This window comes from Wocania ichthyoenteri Th78 (assembly GCF_000789235.1).
In the GTDB taxonomy this organism is placed as follows: Bacteria; Bacteroidota; Bacteroidia; order Flavobacteriales; family Flavobacteriaceae; genus Wocania_A; species Wocania_A ichthyoenteri.
On sequence record NZ_KN525716.1, the window covers coordinates 2,779,020 to 2,797,207 of the forward strand.

Annotated in this window: 18 protein-coding genes; all 18 read left to right on the forward strand. The window is 33.4% G+C overall.

Features of this window, described 5'->3' with window-relative positions:
* Positions 1-9: 9 nt before the first annotated feature.
* A complete protein-coding gene (locus RG22_RS12050) occupies positions 10-450 on the forward strand; it encodes a heavy-metal-associated domain-containing protein (RefSeq protein WP_034043594.1) in 441 nt (146 codons plus the stop codon).
* A gap of 107 nt (positions 451-557) precedes the next feature.
* On the forward strand, positions 558-869 hold the full coding sequence (locus tag RG22_RS12055; protein ID WP_034043595.1) for a DUF6660 family protein: 312 nt from the start codon (positions 558-560) through the stop codon (positions 867-869).
* Between the two features lie 98 nt (positions 870-967).
* Positions 968-5,302, forward strand: coding sequence for a CusA/CzcA family heavy metal efflux RND transporter (locus tag RG22_RS12060; protein ID WP_034043597.1), 4,335 nt, complete (start codon positions 968-970; stop codon positions 5,300-5,302).
* A gap of 4 nt (positions 5,303-5,306) precedes the next feature.
* Complete coding sequence (locus RG22_RS12065; RefSeq protein ID WP_034043600.1) at positions 5,307-6,512, forward strand: efflux RND transporter periplasmic adaptor subunit; 1,206 nt, start codon at positions 5,307-5,309, stop codon at positions 6,510-6,512.
* Positions 6,513-6,514: 2 nt separating this feature from the next.
* A complete protein-coding gene (locus tag RG22_RS12070) occupies positions 6,515-6,928 on the forward strand; it encodes a Fur family transcriptional regulator (protein WP_034043602.1) in 414 nt (137 codons plus the stop codon).
* A gap of 66 nt (positions 6,929-6,994) precedes the next feature.
* Entirely contained in the window at positions 6,995-7,579 is a 585-nt protein-coding gene (locus RG22_RS12075; RefSeq protein ID WP_034043603.1) for a methyltransferase family protein, read from the forward strand.
* Positions 7,580-7,601: 22 nt separating this feature from the next.
* Positions 7,602-8,195 carry a mercuric transport protein MerTP gene (merTP, locus tag RG22_RS12080; protein ID WP_034043604.1) on the forward strand — a complete coding sequence of 198 codons (594 nt, stop codon included), beginning with the start codon at positions 7,602-7,604 and terminating at the stop codon, positions 8,193-8,195.
* Positions 8,195-8,401 (forward strand): GDCCVxC domain-containing (seleno)protein, encoded by a 207-nt coding sequence (locus tag RG22_RS12085; RefSeq protein ID WP_034043606.1) that lies wholly within the window; start codon positions 8,195-8,197, stop codon positions 8,399-8,401. The genes merTP and RG22_RS12085 overlap by 1 nt, the downstream gene beginning before the upstream one ends.
* Positions 8,402-8,412: 11 nt before the next feature.
* Positions 8,413-10,374 (forward strand): heavy metal translocating P-type ATPase, encoded by a 1,962-nt coding sequence (locus tag RG22_RS12090; protein WP_034043608.1) that lies wholly within the window; start codon positions 8,413-8,415, stop codon positions 10,372-10,374.
* 459 nt (positions 10,375-10,833) lie between these two features.
* Entirely contained in the window at positions 10,834-12,630 is a 1,797-nt protein-coding gene (locus RG22_RS12095) for a ParB/RepB/Spo0J family partition protein (protein ID WP_034043610.1), read from the forward strand.
* A gap of 258 nt (positions 12,631-12,888) precedes the next feature.
* A complete protein-coding gene (locus tag RG22_RS17895) occupies positions 12,889-13,050 on the forward strand; it encodes a hypothetical protein (RefSeq protein ID WP_156113379.1) in 162 nt (53 codons plus the stop codon).
* Between the two features lie 16 nt (positions 13,051-13,066).
* Positions 13,067-13,612 (forward strand): hypothetical protein, encoded by a 546-nt coding sequence (locus tag RG22_RS12100; RefSeq protein ID WP_034043612.1) that lies wholly within the window; start codon positions 13,067-13,069, stop codon positions 13,610-13,612.
* Between the two features lie 85 nt (positions 13,613-13,697).
* Positions 13,698-14,582, forward strand: a complete 885-nt coding sequence (locus RG22_RS12105) for a hypothetical protein (RefSeq protein WP_034043614.1) — start codon at positions 13,698-13,700, stop codon at positions 14,580-14,582.
* A gap of 756 nt (positions 14,583-15,338) precedes the next feature.
* A complete protein-coding gene (locus RG22_RS12110; RefSeq protein ID WP_034043616.1) occupies positions 15,339-15,692 on the forward strand; it encodes a single-stranded DNA-binding protein in 354 nt (117 codons plus the stop codon).
* Positions 15,693-15,769: 77 nt separating this feature from the next.
* Complete coding sequence (locus tag RG22_RS12115) at positions 15,770-16,150, forward strand: DUF6876 family protein (RefSeq protein WP_034043618.1); 381 nt, start codon at positions 15,770-15,772, stop codon at positions 16,148-16,150.
* 11 nt (positions 16,151-16,161) lie between these two features.
* Positions 16,162-16,359 carry a hypothetical protein gene (locus RG22_RS12120; protein WP_034043620.1) on the forward strand — a complete coding sequence of 66 codons (198 nt, stop codon included), beginning with the start codon at positions 16,162-16,164 and terminating at the stop codon, positions 16,357-16,359.
* A 399-nt stretch (positions 16,360-16,758) separates the two neighbouring features.
* Entirely contained in the window at positions 16,759-17,154 is a 396-nt protein-coding gene (locus RG22_RS12125) for a BfmA/BtgA family mobilization protein (protein ID WP_034043622.1), read from the forward strand.
* A 4-nt stretch (positions 17,155-17,158) separates the two neighbouring features.
* Positions 17,159-18,187, forward strand: a complete 1,029-nt coding sequence (gene mobB / locus RG22_RS12130) for a MobB family relaxase (protein WP_034046040.1) — start codon at positions 17,159-17,161, stop codon at positions 18,185-18,187.
* Position 18,188: the final 1 nt, after the last annotated feature.

Here is an 18,188-nt window from a genome sequence, read left to right on the forward strand (position 1 = left end):
TTTAAAACAATGAAAAAAGTAATTTTAAGTTTAGCAGTAGTAATGGCTATAGGTTTAACAAGTTGTAAAGACGAAACCAAGCAAGAAACAACAGAAACAAAAACGGAAGTATCTAAAGACATGGCTATGGCGGATATATCTTTTGGTGTTAGAGGTAATTGCGGAATGTGTAAAAAAACCATTGAAAAAGCTGTTAACAAAGTTGAAGGTGTGGCAAATGCAACATGGGATGTCGATAAAAAGAAAATAGATGTGTCTTTTGATGATGCCAAAACAGATGAAATGGCAATTCATAACGCAATTGCAGCATCAGGTTATGATACTGAAAAGGTTTCTGGAAATGAGGAAGCTTACAGTAATTTACCAGGATGTTGTAAATATGAACATGATATGGTAATGAATCAATCAGGAGATAAAAATGAAGAGGATCATTCAGACCATGACCATTAATAATAATTATAGAAGAGCCTTGTTAATTAAGGCTCTTCTATAATAAAAGTTACATGCATACGTTATTTGCAACACCATTGCATTAAATAATTTATATCTTTGCTACGATGAAATTTTTAGCCTTCATATTATCAATTTATATTTTCGCGCTTAATTTAGCACCTTGCGAAGATAATGCTACGCTTGATAATGAGGTTCAAACAGAAATTTCACAAGGAATGGACAATGACCATCAACATCAAGATTCAGATTTATGTTCGCCTTTTTGTATTTGTCAATGCTGCCATGTAAGTGCTGTGCATTTTGATATTCCAGATTTAAAATTAGACATATCTTTTATTTCCACAAAAGATGTTTTATACCTAAACGGTTCAGAAAAAGACTTCACAAATTCCGTTTTACAACCACCACAAGTATAATGAATACCTGCAAACGCAGGTATATTATAAATCTATGCTACCATCGATACCAGTTGGTAACTATTCTTTATTTATAAATTCATTATAACTATAATTCTATGATTAATAAAATCATTGATTTTTCAATCAATAACAAATTCATCATTGGTTTGCTAACACTTACCATTGTTGGAGCAGGTATTTGGAGTATGACCCAAGTACCAATCGATGCTGTTCCAGATATTACCAACAACCAAGTACAAGTCATTACACAAGCACCAAATTTAGGAACAGAGGATATTGAGCAAATTATTACTTATCCAGTAGAGGTGGCAATGAGTAATCTGCCTAATGTTCAAGAAATTCGTTCAATTTCTCGTTTTGGCTTATCAGTTGTTACCATAGTTTTTGACGATGATATGGGAACATATCTGCCGCGTCAATTAGTCGCTGAAAAACTCAACGACATTAAAGGACAAATTCCCGAGGGATTCGGAGAACCTTCAATGGGGCCTATTTCATCTGGTCTTGGAGAAATATATCAATACACACTTAAAGTCAAAGCAGAATATAAGGACAAATATTCGGTTACTGATTTGCGCACCATGCAAGATTGGATAGTACAACGTCAAATGGCAATGGTTGAGGGTGTTGTTGAAGTTAATGCTATTGGTGGAAAAATTAAGCAATATGAAGTCGCTGTCGACCCAAATGAGTTGCGAGCAATCGGATTAACAATTACCGATGTCTTTGAAGCGTTGGAAAACAACAATCAAAATACAGGTGGTGCATATATCGAAAAGAACCATCAAGCCAATTTTATTCGTGGCGAAGGCTTAGTGCGTAGTTTGGATGATATTAAAAAAATTACAGTAAAAAATATAAATAATATTCCTATAACTATTGGAGACATTGCCAAAGTGCAATTTGGCTCTGCTATACGTTACGGCGCATTAACACAAGATGGCGAAGGCGAAGTTGTAGGTGGTTTGGTAATGATGCTTAAAGGGGCTAATTCAAACGATGTTATCGAGAATGTAAAAGAGCGCATGGCTCAAATAGAAAAGTCATTACCCGAAGGTGTAATTATTGAACCTTTATTAGACCGAAGTAAATTAATAGCAGAAACTACATCAACTGTAGCAACAAACCTTATTGAAGGCGCATTAATTGTAATATTTGTACTCATTTTTTTATTAGGAAACTGGCGAGGTGGTTTAATAGTAGCATCCACTATCCCATTATCGTTGTTGTTTGCCTTTATATTGATGAATGTATTTGATGTGTGGGCAAACCTAATGAGCTTGGGTGCGATTGATTTTGGAATCATTGTAGATGGAGCAGTAATAATAGTTGAAAGTACTGTATTTCTCATTACATCCCGAGTACTTAAAAAGAAGAGCCTTACAGCAAAAGAAAGAGATAAGGTAGCTTCAAATGCTTCAAAAAAAATGATGAATGCTGCGTTTTTCGGTCAGCTTATTATCCTTATTGTTTTTCTTCCAATTCTGGCTTTACAAGGTATTGAAGGGAAAATGTTTAAACCAATGGCATTGACATTCATTTTCGCAATGATTGGCGCCATGGTGCTTTGTTTGACCTATGTGCCAATGATGTCTGCCTTGATTTTAAGAGCACCAAAAAACGACAAAAAATCATATGGCGATAAATTTGTGCATTGGGTAGAACGTAAATATCAACCGTTGTTAGAAAAAGCCTTAAAGAAAGGTAAACTAATAATTGGTGTTTCTGTTGTTTTATTTGGTATTGCAGTCTTTATGTTTACGAGAATGGGAGGCGAATTTATACCACAACTTGATGAAGGAGATATTGCGTTTCACGCCATTTTAAAACCAGGTAGTTCCCTTAAAGAAACTATTGAAACGACTACAAAAATTGAACAAATTGTAAAGGCAAAGTTTCCAGAAGTTGAAAAAATTGTAAGTCGAATTGGTGTTGCTGAAATTCCAACAGACCCAATGCCAATGGATTTGGCTGATGTTTTTGTAATTCTGAAGCCAAAAAGCGAATGGACAACAGCCATTACAAAAGATGAATTGATAGAGAAGATGAAAGAAGCGGTTGAAATCGTTCCAGGTGTTAACTATGAATTTACACAACCTATCGAAATGCGCTTCAACGAATTACTAGAAGGTGTTAGAGAGGACATTGCCATAAAACTTTATGGAGAAGATATAAATGTACTGTCTCAAAAAGCAGAAGAAATATCTCAAATTATTGCAGGTACAGAAGGTATTGGAGATATGAAGGCCGAAGCCACAACAGGCTTACCACAAATGACCATTACCTACAATAGAAATAAATTAGCACAATACGGACTGCAAATAAATACTTTAAATCAAATCGTTCAATCGGCTTTTGCAGGTGGAACAGCAGGAATTATTTTTGAAGGCGAAAAGCGATTCGATTTAGTGGTAAGGTTAAATTCTCAAAACAGAAAGGATATTTCAGATGTTCAAAATTTATATATTAATTTACCGTCTGGTACTCAAATTCCACTTCGTGAAGTTGCAGATATAAGCTACAAAGCAGGCCCAATGCAAATAAGCAGGGATAATACAAACAGAAGGACCTATGTTGGTATTAATGTAAGAGGGCGTGATGTAAAATCTTTAGTAACCGAGATTAAATCAAAGTTAGACGCTAAACTTGAATTACCAACTGGCTATTTTATTAGGTATGGTGGTGCATTTGAAAACTTAGAACGTGCAAGTAACAGATTACAAACTGTAGTTCCAATTGCGTTATTGCTCATTTTTGTACTTATTTATTTTGCTTTGAAATCGTTGCCACAAACTTTAATGATTTATATCGCAATTCCTATGGCAACCATTGGTGGTGTAGTAGCATTGTGGTTAAGGGATATGCCCTTTAGTATTTCGGCAGGTGTAGGTTTTATTGTTTTGTTTGGCGTCGCTGTTCTTAACGGTCTGGTAATGATAAGCGGACTGAATGAGTTGAAAGAAGAAGGTGTTACCAATCTTAAAGATAGAATTATAGAAGGTACAAAACGAAGAATTAGGCCAATTATGCTGACGGCTTTTACAGATGTTTTAGGGTTTTTACCTATGGCAATTTCAGCATCAGCTGGTGCAGAAGTACAAAGACCTTTAGCGACGGTTGTAATTGGTGGTTTACTAACCTCTACATTATTAACATTGTTCGTGTTGCCGATATTATATCATTGGGTAGAAAGCAAATCATTCAAGTTTAGAGCAAATAAAAAAGTAATTATCGTTACTGTAATGGTAGCTTTTATGTTTTTGTTGCCAATAACAGGAAACGCCCAAGAAGTTAATGATACGTTACCAATTATTTCAATGAATGAAGCGGTTAAATTATCAAAAGAAAATTTTCCGCTTTTAAAACAAAAGCAATTAGAAATTAGCAAACAAGAACAGTTAAAAAGTACAGCTTACGATTTTGGTACATCTCAAATTTTTACTGGAGGCGAGGAAATTAATAACGGAAATGGTATTTATACGACTATTGGAATTGGTCAAAGTAACATTGATGTGTTCGGTATTTCTGCAAAAAAGCGATTGCAAGAACAACGCATTCAATTAGCTCAAAAGGCGTTTCAGCTTTCAGAATTAGATTTAGAATTGGAAGTGAAAAAGGCGTGGGCAAATGCCTTGCAGAGTAAAAGGAATTATAAATTATACAAAGAATTAGATTCTATATATACCAATTTTGAAAAAGCAGTAGCATTAAATTATGAAGTTGAAGCTATTTCCAAGTTAGAATATTCAGCAGCTAAAAATCAAGCCTTACAGATTCAAAATAAATTTATGCAATCAAAAAGTGAATACAATATTGCATTACAACAGTTAAACCTATGGCTGGTTTCTGATACGTTCTATACGGTTCCAAATGATTTTGAAATAACCAATGAAATTGATGTTGATACTTTTAGCATAGAAGAACATCCCTTATATGGTCTAGCACAATTACAAGTGTCAGAAGCAGAAGCAACATATAAAGCTGCCAAAGCAGATAACTTACCCAAGTTAAATCTTCAAGGTGGTTTACAAAATGTAAATGGAAATTCAGGTTTTTATACGTATCAAGCAGGTGTTTCTATTCCTTTTTTGTCTGGTACAAATAAAGCAAAAGTTGAAACTGCAAAAATAGATAAGGAAATTGCCGAAACGAACATTCAGTTTAAAAAACAAGAAGTACAATCCAAGTTTCTACAATCAAAAGAGAATTATCAAAAATGGAAGACCTCTTGGCTTTTCTATAAAAATGAGGTTTTACCACTTGTAAAAGAACAAAAAGTGGGTGCTTTATTTGCCTATAGAGAAGGCGAGGTAGATTATACAGGATTTACACAACTCATAAAAGAAGCTATCCAATCTGAATTACAAGCTCAAGAAGCATTAATAAATTATTTAGAAAGTACATTTCAACTACAATATTTTAATAAATAAGAAAATGAAAAACACACGATATATAATCTTAACATTACTTGCAGTTTCACTTTTAGTTGTTGCATGTGGAAATAAAGAAAGTCATAAAGAAGGCGATGGTCATGAACACAATGAAGATGCAAAGCCAGAAGCTGAAGAAGCCCATAGTGATGAAGAAGAAGTGATGCTTTCACAGCAACAGTTTGACGCCTTAAAAATGAAAACTGACACCTTGGTATTGCGCAATATGAGCGGTTATGTAGAAGCGAATGGCACATTGGAAGTGCCACCACAAAACGAAGCTGCAATAACTTCTGTAGTTGGTGCTAATGTGGTATCTATAAAAGTTATTGAAGGCGATAAAGTTAAAAAAGGTCAAGTGGTTGCATATCTATCACATCCTAATATTATAAAAATGCAGACTGATTATTTGAATGCTTTTAGCAACAGTAATTTTTTAAAGAAGAACTACGAGCGTCAACAAAAATTAAATGATGCAGGAGTTGGCTCTGGTGCAAATTTTCAAAAAGCCGAAGCAGAATATGATGCCTCTAAAGCGATGGTAAACGGATTGGAAGCCCAATTGAGACTATTAAACATAAACACGTCATCAATACGAAATGGAACAATTGCTCAAAGTATATCATTAATAAGCCCAATAGAAGGCTTTGTCCAAAAAGTTGAAGTTAAAACAGGACAATATGTTGAGCCACAAACCGAACTTTTTGAAATTGTAAACACGCATCACGTTCACGCAGATTTAATGGTGTTCGAAAAAGACGTTTATAAAGTAAAGAAAGGTCAAAAAGTGATTTTCAATTTACAGTCCAATACAGAAGAAGATCTTACAGCTGAAATCTATTCGGTAAGTAAGACTTTTGAAGATAATCCTAAAGCACTTCACGTACACGCTGAAATTGAAAACAAAAAAGGGAATCTAATTCCAGGGATGTATATAAGAGGTAAAATTCAAGTTGAGAATACAGAAACTAAGGCATTACCAGAAAGTGCTATTATAAAAGAGGGCGATAGGTTTTATGTTTTTTCAGTAGAAAGAGAAAATGAAGATTGGAGTTTTAAACCTATTGAAGTGCTTTTAGGGGCAAAAGATGGCGATTGGATTGCTGTTCAATTTACTGAAGAGCAAGATAAAACCATGAAATTTGCTTATAATAATGCATATTATTTAATTGCTGAAATGAAAAAGGGCGAAGCAGAACACGAACATTAATTATGGAAACAATAGAACAAGTATTAGAGTCGAGAAGCATTCGTGTTACAGCAATGCGTATGTTAATTTATAAGTTTCTTGCAGAAAAAGAGGTAGCTGTTACTTTAAGTGACATAGAAAATGCGTTTGTAAAAGCAGATAGAACTACATTATACAGAACTATAAAAACTTTTGAGGAAAAAGCGATTGTGCATCAAATAGATGATGGTACTGGGATTACAAAATATGCGTTATGTGAACAAGGTTGTAATTGCGATATAAAAACTGATTTGCATTTACACTTTCATTGTAATAATTGTAATGAAACCATTTGCTTAACAGACCATAAAATACCTCAAATAAAAGTACCTGATGGTTTTGTTTCAGAAAATGTAAACTTGGTTGTAAAAGGTATATGTGATAAGTGTAGTGGATAATAATTGCACTTCCATTGCATTGGTTTTTATAGCATTTTTGTATCACCATAATTAATATAGGAATCAATGCTTTTATTCATTTTCTTTATAATTTACTTTCTATTTGTATTTGTAATCAGGTCAATTTTATTAAAAAATAAAACAGGCATTAATCCATTGACCTTTAATAAAACTGATGATGCTCACGGTTTTAATGGAAAGGTATTTACCGTAATAACTTTTATGGAATTAGTTGTTGTTGGAATCTACGCTTTTAAGATTGAATGGTATAAATATTTACTTCCTTTTTGGTATATAGAAAATGAAATTTTATCCATAATTGGTTGGGGATTTTTAATTATTTCTCTAATCATAGTTTGGATTGCTCAATCACATATGGCTAATTCGTGGAGAATTGGAATTGATGAAAAGAATAAGACGAAACTTGTAACTAAAGGATTATTTTCATTTTCCCGTAACCCAATCTTTCTCGGAATTATGATTGCGAATATGGGATTGTTTTTGGTCATTCCAAATGCTTTTACACTATTGATAATTTCATTATCAACTATAAGTATAAATACGCAAATTAGATTAGAAGAAGCATTTTTAGAACGAGAGTTTGGTAATGATTATTTAGCGTATGTAAATAAAGTAAGGCGTTGGATATAAATATTAAATAATTAAAGTAATTATGAAAAACAAATTAGTCATCACTAGTTTACTAACGGCAATTACGGCTTCATTGTGTTGTATCACACCTGTTTTGGCTTTAATTGCAGGAACAAGTGGTGTAGCTTCAACTTTTTCTTGGATAGAACCATTTAGACCTTATTTAATAGGACTTACAATATTAGTACTTGTCTTTGCTTGGTATCAAAAACTGAAACCAGAAAAAGAAATCGATTGTGAATGTGAAACAGATGAAAAACCAAAATTTATTCAATCAAAAACCTTTCTAGGGATTATTACAGTATTCGCAATTATAATGTTGGCGTTTCCATATTACTCAAGTATTTTTTATCCAAACACAGAAAAGCAAGTCATAGTAGTTGATAAATCAAACATCAAAATAACAGAATATAAAATAGATGGAATGACCTGTGCGAGTTGCGAAGAACACGTAAATCATGAAGTAAATAAACTCAACGGAATTATTAACTCAAATACTTCATACAAAAAGGGTAATGCAATTATTGAATTTGACAAAACTAAAACCAATAAGAGGGAAATTGAGAAAGCAATAATTTCAACTGGTTACAAAATAACTGACAAAATAGAAAACTAATGAAAATTATATTAAAATCAGTAATCACTTGCCCAAACTGTGGTCATAAAAAAGAAGAAGATATGCCAACAAATGCTTGTCAATTCTTCTATGAATGTGATAATTGCAAAACGGTAATGAAACCAAAAGAAGGAGATTGTTGTGTGTATTGCTCTTATGGTACAGTTCCTTGTCCACCAATTCAACAAAACAAAAGTTGTTGCTAAAACAAAACTTGATGAAAAAAAAGAAAGTTAATCTAAGAGATTTAAAGCCAGGTTCTGATGGACAACATAGTAACGATGATGGTCATAACCATAGCAGTCCTAAAAAAGTTTCAAATATTGAAACCTATTTACCAGCTATTTTCAGTTTCGTAATGTTGATAGTTGGAATTACTGTTGATTATTTTGAAGTATTTCCACATTTTTCTGGTTGGATTCGTATTCTTTGGTATGTTATAGCTTATATTCCAGTTGGATTTCCTGTTATAAAGGAAGGCTGGAAAAGCATTAAAAGTGGCGATTTTTTTACCGAGTTCCTTTTAATGTCTATTGCTACCATAGGAGCATTCATTATTGGCGAATATCCCGAAGGTGTGGCAGTAATGCTTTTTTATGCGGTTGGAGAATTATTTCAGAGTGCAGCAGTCAATCGAGCAAAAAGTAATATTAAAGCATTGCTCGATGTACGCCCTAATGAAGCTTTAGTTTATCGGAATAATGATTACATTTCTGTAAGTCCAGAGACGGTTGAAATTGGAGAAAAAGTTCAAGTACGCGTGGGAGAAAAAGTTCCCTTGGATGGTATTCTACTTTCCGAAAAAGGTTCATTTAACACAGCGGCTTTGACTGGCGAAAGCAAACCTGATACGATTGCAAAAGACGAAAAAGTATTTGCAGGGAGTATTAATATGGATGGTGTTATAGAAATCGAAACCACAAAAGAGTTTAAGGATAGTTCCATTGCTCGAATTCTCGATATGGTACAGAATGCCACAGCGCGAAAATCAAAAACAGAATTATTCATCAGACAATTTGCTCGAATTTACACACCCATTGTTGTTTTCTTGGCTATAGGTGTTACTTTCATTCCTTACCTTTTTGTAGATGATTATGTGTTTAGAGATTGGTTGTATCGTGCCTTAATATTTTTGGTTATATCCTGTCCTTGTGCTCTGGTTATATCCATTCCATTGGGTTATTTCGGTGGTTTGGGAGCAGCTTCAAAAAATGGAATTTTGTTCAAAGGAGCTTCGTTTTTAGATGCAATGACCAAAATTAACACGTTGGTAATGGATAAAACTGGAACTGTTACCAAAGGCGTTTTTAAAATCAAAGAAGTAAAGGCTATTGGTTGGGAAGAATCTGATTTTATGAAGTACTTAATGGCTATAGAAGAACAATCCACACATCCTATCGCAAAGGCCATAATGGAGTATAAGGAAGACGGAGAAGATTTTGAAGCTAAAGACGTTTCTGAAATCGCAGGTAAAGGTTTAAAAGGGATTGTAAATGGTAAAACAATTTTAGTTGGAAACAAAGCCTTAATGCTTGCCAATAATATAGATGTTCCAACTGAAACTGATTCTATTGTAGAATCCATAGTATTAGTAGCAATAGATAATAAGTTCGCTGGTTATGTTGTGATAGCAGACGAATTAAAAGAGGATGCAAAAGAAACAATTACAATATTGCACAAAGTAGGTATTAAAAACATTATGATGCTCTCTGGCGATAAAGATTCCATCACTCAACAAGTAGCAAGAGAATTAGGAATTGAAAATGCCAAAGGAGGTTTGCTACCAGAAGATAAATTAAATGAAGTTGAAATTTTAAAACAGAACCCTAATAATAAGATTGCTTTTATTGGAGATGGGATTAATGACGCACCAGTTTTAGCAGCAAGCGATGTAGGAATCGCAATGGGCGGATTAGGTAGTGATGTAGCGATTGAAACAGCAGATGTTATTATTCAAACTGACCAACCTTCAAAAGTAGTCAGAGCAATTAAAATAGGTCGTTCCACCCGAAAAATAGTTTGGCAAAACATTGGTTTAGCATTTGGAGTAAAAGTAATAGTTCTGATTTTGGGCGCAGGTGGTTTGGCGACAATGTGGGAAGCGGTATTTGCTGATGTAGGTGTAGCTTTATTAGCCATTTTGAATGCTGTGAGGTTGCAGAAGATGCAATGGAAATAATAAAATTAATAAATAGAATATAATTTTATATATTTAATTCTAACCCCTGCTTTTGCAGGGGTTATTTAGTTTGAATAATACTGAAATAAGCTCACTCAGCACATTTCCTTTAATTCCGTTGCTCTACATTACAGGAAAAGAGCTTCACTAACAGAAGTCTTGGACACAATTCCAAAGTTTTAGATTTCCACTTCGCTTAATCCTGACTAATCCCAAAACTTTGGGAGTAGGAACGCTATATTCCCAATATAAAACTTTGAAATAACGTCCGCTTAATAGGGAGAGATATCTATATCAATATTGGTACAAAGATAAACTCGCAAAATATTCTCATCAAAAGACTACGGCATAAAGCCAACGCTTCGCCAACAACTCATTTATTCCGTTTCCTTTTGAGCAGAAATTTTGTCTTCCGTTTGGGTTCTGCAAAAATATTGTTTAATCTAAAATTTAAGTATTATGACAACAACAGCAAGTACTACAAGTAAAAACGGAAAGGCAAAAACCACCGTTAAAAATGAGGTCAAAAAGAAATTGACACAAAGCGCCATTGGACTTCAAGTTCAAGAGCTAAGTATTGGAAGGATTATCCCAGACCCAATGCAACCAAGAAAATCCTTTAACGAGGAAGCACTTAAGCAACTATCTGAAAGCATCGAAGAACACGGTGTCCTACAACCAATTACAGTACGAAAATCTGGAAAAGATTACATCATTGTAATGGGAGAACGTAGGTATCGTGCAAGCAAATTAGCGAAAAAGAAAACAATTCCGAGTATCGTAAGGGAATATGATAATAATGATGTTTTGGAAATTCAAATTATTGAAAATCTGCAAAGACAAGATGTTGAACCTACCGAAGAAGCCGAAGCGGTAGTATTCCTAAGCGAAAAATATTCGCCAAGGGAGATTTCAAAACGGTTGGGGAGAACAGAAAACTTTGTAAGGCAACGTTTAAAATTAGCAGGTCTAATTGAAGGTTTTAAAACATTTGTTCGTAATGGCGAAATGACTATTTCATTAGGAGTAGGTGTTGCGCTTTTCGAGCCAGAGGAACAGCAAATGATGCTGGAAACAATGGGAGAGAGTTTTAACACACATCAAATTAATCAGATGATTAAGAACCAGACCTACGATTTGGAAAAAGCACCTTTTGATGTAATCGATGAAAAATTGATTACCAAAGTTGGTGCCTGTACAACATGTCCGTTCAACGCAATAAATCAAGGTAATTTGTTTGGCGATGGCAAAATGGTATGTACAAAATCAGCCTGTTATGAAATGAAGAAAAGCAAGTCGTTTTTGAATTTGATTGAGAAATCGAAGAAAGAGAATGTGCTTTTGATTCCTGAAATTCGCAAGTATTGGGCTGATGACGACAACAATCAGCTTATTATATCGCAATTGGAACAAAACGGATTGAAAGTTTACCTTCTGGATGATGTTGAAATAATCGAAGAGCCAATTGAGCCTACAATAGAAGCAATTAAGACAGAATACCAACATTACGACTATTCTGAAGAGGAGCTAAAAACTGAACTAGAAGAAGCGATTGAGAATTACAAGGAAGAGTTGGAAACATATAATTACGCAAAGGAAAATGGATTTGTAGATGGTGTTATGTTTCATCCAAAAACGTACCTAAATAAAGTAATTTTTGTGAAGATAAAAGAAGATTCAAAAACGGAAAATTCTACATATTCTGAGCCGATAGCCAATAGAAAAATGGCCGATTGTACACCAGAAGAACAAATCGTGAAAATCAACGAAAGGGAAATCCGTAAAAGACACATTGAGCATAACAAGCAGTTTGAGGATATGGTTCAGATGATTCGTCAAACCGATTATATTGAAAAGAAGAAAGCGCTTTCGGTAGATGAGATGGTGGCTTTCTCATTAACCTTATTTGAAAATAATGTGGACTATGTAGGTCGACAAAAACACTTTTCAAAATTATTAGGCAACACATCCAAGATGACTGATGTGGAAACTGTCGAGAATTTCAAAAAGAATTTCAAAAAGGAAACCTTTTATAAGTTGATTCGGTACATTCTTACCAAGCAAGTACATTTTGGCGAAAGCAATCATGTTAATAACCTGACAAACATTTCATTCTACAATGCGATGCAAGGGTATTATAAAACCAAAATTGCCAATATTGAAAAGGAATATGTAGAAGAGAGAAACAAGCGTGAAACACGTTTGAAAGAGCGAATAGGAAATCTTGAAAAGAAAATTCAGGAATTAAACGATTAGCTTTTGTTGTTGGAAGTAAGGGTCAGCATTCGTGCTGGCTCTTATTTTTTTTATATAGTATTCATGAAAATGGGTAAGTAGAAAGTATTCAATCAATATCAGCGCAAAGGTAAACTCGTAAAATACACCCATCAAAAGACTACGGCATAAAGCCTACCCATCATCCAACGCTTATTTATTCCGTTTCCTTTTGAGCTGTGATTTTAGCTTCCGTTTAGGTACTGCTCAAATATTGTTTAATCAAAAAATCTTAGAATTATGAAACAAGTATCCGAAAAACCCGACATGACATTACAAGAAGCAGAAGAACATTATCAATTAAGTAGTGAAAAGTACGATGTAGATAGTGGAGAAAGTCATTTAGCGTATTACAGAGATAAGCATCCTTCAAATTATCAAGTATTATTAGATAGTGTTTAATTTAAAATCTCACATCATGGAAAATTTAAAAGTAGTTCAGTTCGATTTCGGTTTTGAACGTAAGCCGATATCAGCAAAAGATAAAGTTGTAAAACCAACTAAAAAGGATAAGAGTGATTTCGTTTTCGATTTTATGGATTGTCTTGCAAGTCCAATCATAGTTTTTAAATCTGCATGGCAAGATACTATACCAAAAGATATACTTGGTAGAATCAAATTATCACGAATCATTTGCTCAATGACAGGAGATAAAATGGCATCACTTACAGAGACTTTAGCCTATATGATGCCAAGAACTTATGAAGCACCCATGCAGACAGAATGGGCAAACATTTATACATGGCTAGGACTTCAATATGCAATGCAGACCAAAAGTAAAGACCAATTAGAAGCTATGATTGAAATAGCACCAAAAGAACTGTCTGATTATGAAAAAGGACTCTTAAAAAACCTGAGACTATGGATTTATGATAAACGAAGAAAAGCTCTAAAAGGTATTTTGAAAAAGAATAAAGTTTCAAAAGAAGATGGTATTTTAGATATTCAAGAGAAGCTGTTTTAATAATAAACATTTTCAATAAAAGTCATTTTATCTCTGCTTTTTTTACGTTATAACATTATATTTATAATTCATAGAACAGTTCGAAATGTTGACATATCATGGACTTATAGAATTAAGGGACAAACTCGCAAATAACGAGATTGGGCTAGAACTTGCAAAAGAAAAATGTTGGAGTGACTTCAAAGAAGGACAACGGTCTTGGCATACAAAAGATTGGAAGGATAGAAGGTCAAAATTCATTAAAGAAAAATGCGAAATATGTAGTAGTAAAGAAACATTAACGATACAGCATCTTTCCCACCCAAAAAAATATTCAGAATTTAAAAGAGAAATAATAAGAACTTATGCGAAGGATTACATAAACACTAATCCAAACATTGATAAATCTGAATTTACTGCTCATATTCTAAAAAAATATGAATATGTCCCAATTCCTTTGTGCCCAAATTGTATGTGTAAAAATCCCAGCGAAAGGGTAAGGAAAATTCCAAAATATCGTTGTGCGGATTGTAAGCACGAATTTGAAGAAGCGATTTATAGGTCGGAAATCGAACTTATTTCTATTTTTTATCAGGATGAGGATGCATATGAAGTTCGAGATAAGTGTTTTATTTCAAAAGATAAATGGAGAAACAAACACAACCTATCAAATATTCGGTATTGGTTGCAAAGAGAATTAGCAAAAAATAAAGATTCTGAAACGATTGAAAAAAAGGCTTTTTTACTTTATTTAAGCGACAACATTAAGTATCTGTCCTTTGAAGATACAATAACGGCTTGCAAAAAATGTGCATCTAGTTTTGACTTACACAAAATGGAATTATGCCCCAAATGTAAAAAACATTATAAAGGCATTCAATATCCAACTTGTATACAATGTTTGCCAGAAGAAAAACGAAAAGCTGCGATGGAAAAAATTGAATTTGGTAAAGAATGGCAGGATATGCATAAAAGACTTGGAATAGACTAATATTGGAAGTAATAAAACGAGCAGCTAAGTCGTATAAAATTAATTGCTAGTACAAACCTACTTACGAAATTCCTCGCAAATTTTTTATTCGGTTTTTTGATTTGCTAAACCATCCAACTAATTATACAAACAAGCTGTTTGAAATAACCAGTAGAAATCAATTTTTATATCCCATTCAACACATTTCCTTCCATTCCGTAAAAACTGCATTCCAGAAAAAGAGCTTCATTAACAAAGGTCTTGGACATAATCCACACTTTTGACTTTTCATTCCGTTAACCCTTTCCGATTCTCTGGAAAGGAACACTTCATTACAAGTAAAAAGCGCGAATCAAGTCCGCCAAATAAGTAAAAATGTATTTGCATTTTGTTCCACTTCCTATGATTTTGTATTTCACAAAGAATTTAGAATCACTTCCGTAATCCAACACCGTCATACCTTTTTTTGACAGCAAAATAACAACATTCAGCTTTGAACGACAGCATAATCAGGCTCGTGCCTCGCACTTTTTATATGTCTAAACAAAGCTGAATATCGAAAGCACTAAGCAACAAAAAGAAGGTAACAGCGTCGGCTCTATGGGAAGTAAATCTAAAATGAATCTTATGAAATCTTACAAAATCAATAAAAAGGAAGCGGAACAAAAGTTAAAAAAACAAAAAAAGGAAAACGCTCTGGATATAATAAGTAAATCAATAACAAAGCCTTTCTGAATGGTTCAGATAGGTCAATATTAATCTTTAAATTTTTTAATTATGAGTACTCTAAGAAACAAAGTACAGTTAATTGGCAACGTGGGAAACGAGCCAGAAATCACAAACCTTGAAAGTGGAAAGAAAGTTGCGAAATTTTCAATCGCTACAAATGAATCTTATAAGGATTCTAAAGGCGAAAAAGTGACAAACACCCAATGGCACAATATTGTAGCATGGGGAAAGATTGCCGAAATCGTAGAGAAATATGTTGGCAAAGGAAAAGAAGTAGCACTTGAAGGCAAATTAACCTCACGCTCTTATGAAACTAAAGAGGGAGAAAAAAGATACGTTACCGAAGTGGTCGTAGATGAAATTCTTCTTTTAGGAATTAAAGGCGATAACGCTACGGAATAATTGAAAATTAAAAGAGAGCGTTCCTGTGGAAAGATGCGCTCTCTTTTTCATTATTAATCTTATTAAATAGAATTACAATGAATGATAAAGTTAACAAAATAAAAGCCGATTTGCAACATTTTTGTGGTACAGAAATGTTCTTTAAAATTCCATTAATTGGAACTCGTTTTACAGATGGATTAAAATATTTAGCCAACGAAGCGGAATGCTTTTGGTTGATTACAGATGCATCCGTAATTGCAAAAAGTTTATCGAACAGAAGTGAATTTATTACCATCGATTTTAAACGACTTTCTGAAAAGGAACAGTTTGAAAAGCAATGTGAAGCCATCATTAATTATAGTGATGGAAATGATAAAATTTTTGAAACGCACCGATATAATGTAACCGATTTTCCTTTGGATGAATTGCGATTATTTTTTGTAGATAATACGCTGATGCTTCCAAGTGAATATTAAATTTTTGAGATATGATTTATATTAAATTTCAAGATTTGAGTTCGGAAAAGCAAGAGGAACTTTTACAAGTTTCAAGAGAACACGTTACATATCTTTATGGAGATTCCATTAAAAAGTATGTTGACGAAACTGGCGCAGATTATGATAGCCTGATAGACGAAGAAATGATTAAAAATTTATACACTTACAGTTATGTTTTTAACATTTAAAAGATTTATAATTGAATTATTAACCCAGGACCTCTAATTATTTAGAGGTCTTTTTTGTCATGTTATTTTATATTCTGCAACAAAAAGAGCCATTCCTTAAAGATACTTTTAAACTTCAAGAATAACACTCTTAAAAAATCGAATTACAATTAGCAATCGTTAAAAAGCCATTACATTTTTGGATGAAATGGTATTTTTTTTGTCCAGCGAGCTGGACGAAAAGGAATAGCAAGAGGGTAACACGCTAGCGCGATGTTATATATATTGATTTGATATTCAATTCATTGAATATCAGTTGTTTATTTGGTTTTTGAACACTTATTTGAATGGCTCTGTTCCAAAAAGTTTATTGAAAACCATGCGAAAAACACCGAAAACATTGAAAAAGTTTATTGAAAAATGAAAGTTAAGGACAAATATGAATACGACTATTTAGCAATCAATTTAAAGCGCCATGTAGTAAAGCGTTTTCGTAAACTATCAAAAAAATTTGCTAAACCACAATCGGAAACTTTGGATGCCATGGTCGATTTTTTTGAATGGCACGGGTTCTCGCCATTTGATAAAAAAGAGCCAAGTCTTTTGATTGAACTATTAAAGAATCGTAAACGTACTGAAGCAGTAATTGCCATTATAAAAGACATTGAAAAGAACCATGATAAACCGACAACTGCAATGTTGCAATCTTTATTTATGGAGTTTGAACCAAAGAAAGAAAAATTGATTTTAGAGAAAGAGGTCAAAGAGAAGGAAGTACTATTTGTAGAAAAAAATGATTCAAATAATCAATTATAATATTATGTATATTACAATTACAGCTCAAAAATTAGGAGGAGATTATTCACAAAGTTCTGCGAATTTTGCTGAGTATCTGGAGAAGGAAAATCAAGGTTTGGAGCAAGAAGATGTGGAACATTTTTTTAATCAATATGGAGATGAAATTGACGCCAAAGACGTGGTCAAAGAAATCGATGGCAATACTGCAAAACTCAAAAAGAAAGAACCTAAATTTTATTCAATTACAGTTAGTCCTAGTAAATATGAATTGAGAGAATTACAGAATAATTCTGAAGATTTAAAGAAATATACCAGAGCCATAATGAACGATTATGCAACGTCTTTCAATCGAGAAATTAATGGTAAACCTATAACCGTTGACGACATAAAATATTTTGCGAAAATTGAGCATCAAAGAACATTCAAAGGCACAGATAAACAGGTAAAAGAAAACCAACCTTTTGCCACTAAAATACTTCAGCTAAAAACTGATATTCGGAAAATTGAACAAGGTCAATTAGAAGGCAATATCAAGAAAATGAAATCCGATATAGCCAAACTTGAAGCTGAAGCACCACACCAACAAAATGGAAAACGGATTGTTCAAGGGATGAAAAAAGCGGGTAATCAAAGTCATATTCATATTATCGTGAGTCGAAAGGATGCATCAAATTCTGTGAGTTTATCGCCAGGATCTAAATACAAAGCTTCAGAAGTTACGATGCATGGTAAAATTGTAAAACGTGGGTTTGATAGAGATGCGTTTTTCACAAAAGCTGAAACCACTTTTGACAAAACTTTTAGCTACAAACGCAACTATGCAGAATCCTATAAATCGAAAAAAGATTTTATTAAGAATCCAAAGTTGTACTTCACAACATTGTTAGGATTGCCTGCAAGCGAAAAAGCAGTTGCTTTTAAAATGCTTGCTAAATCTGGAGTACCCATTGCAAGTATTCCAACAAATCAAGTCCAAATAGCGCTTAAAACCATAAGGTATTTAAAACGTGGTGTGGACATAGCAATTAAATCAGGTTCAATAGGTATATAAA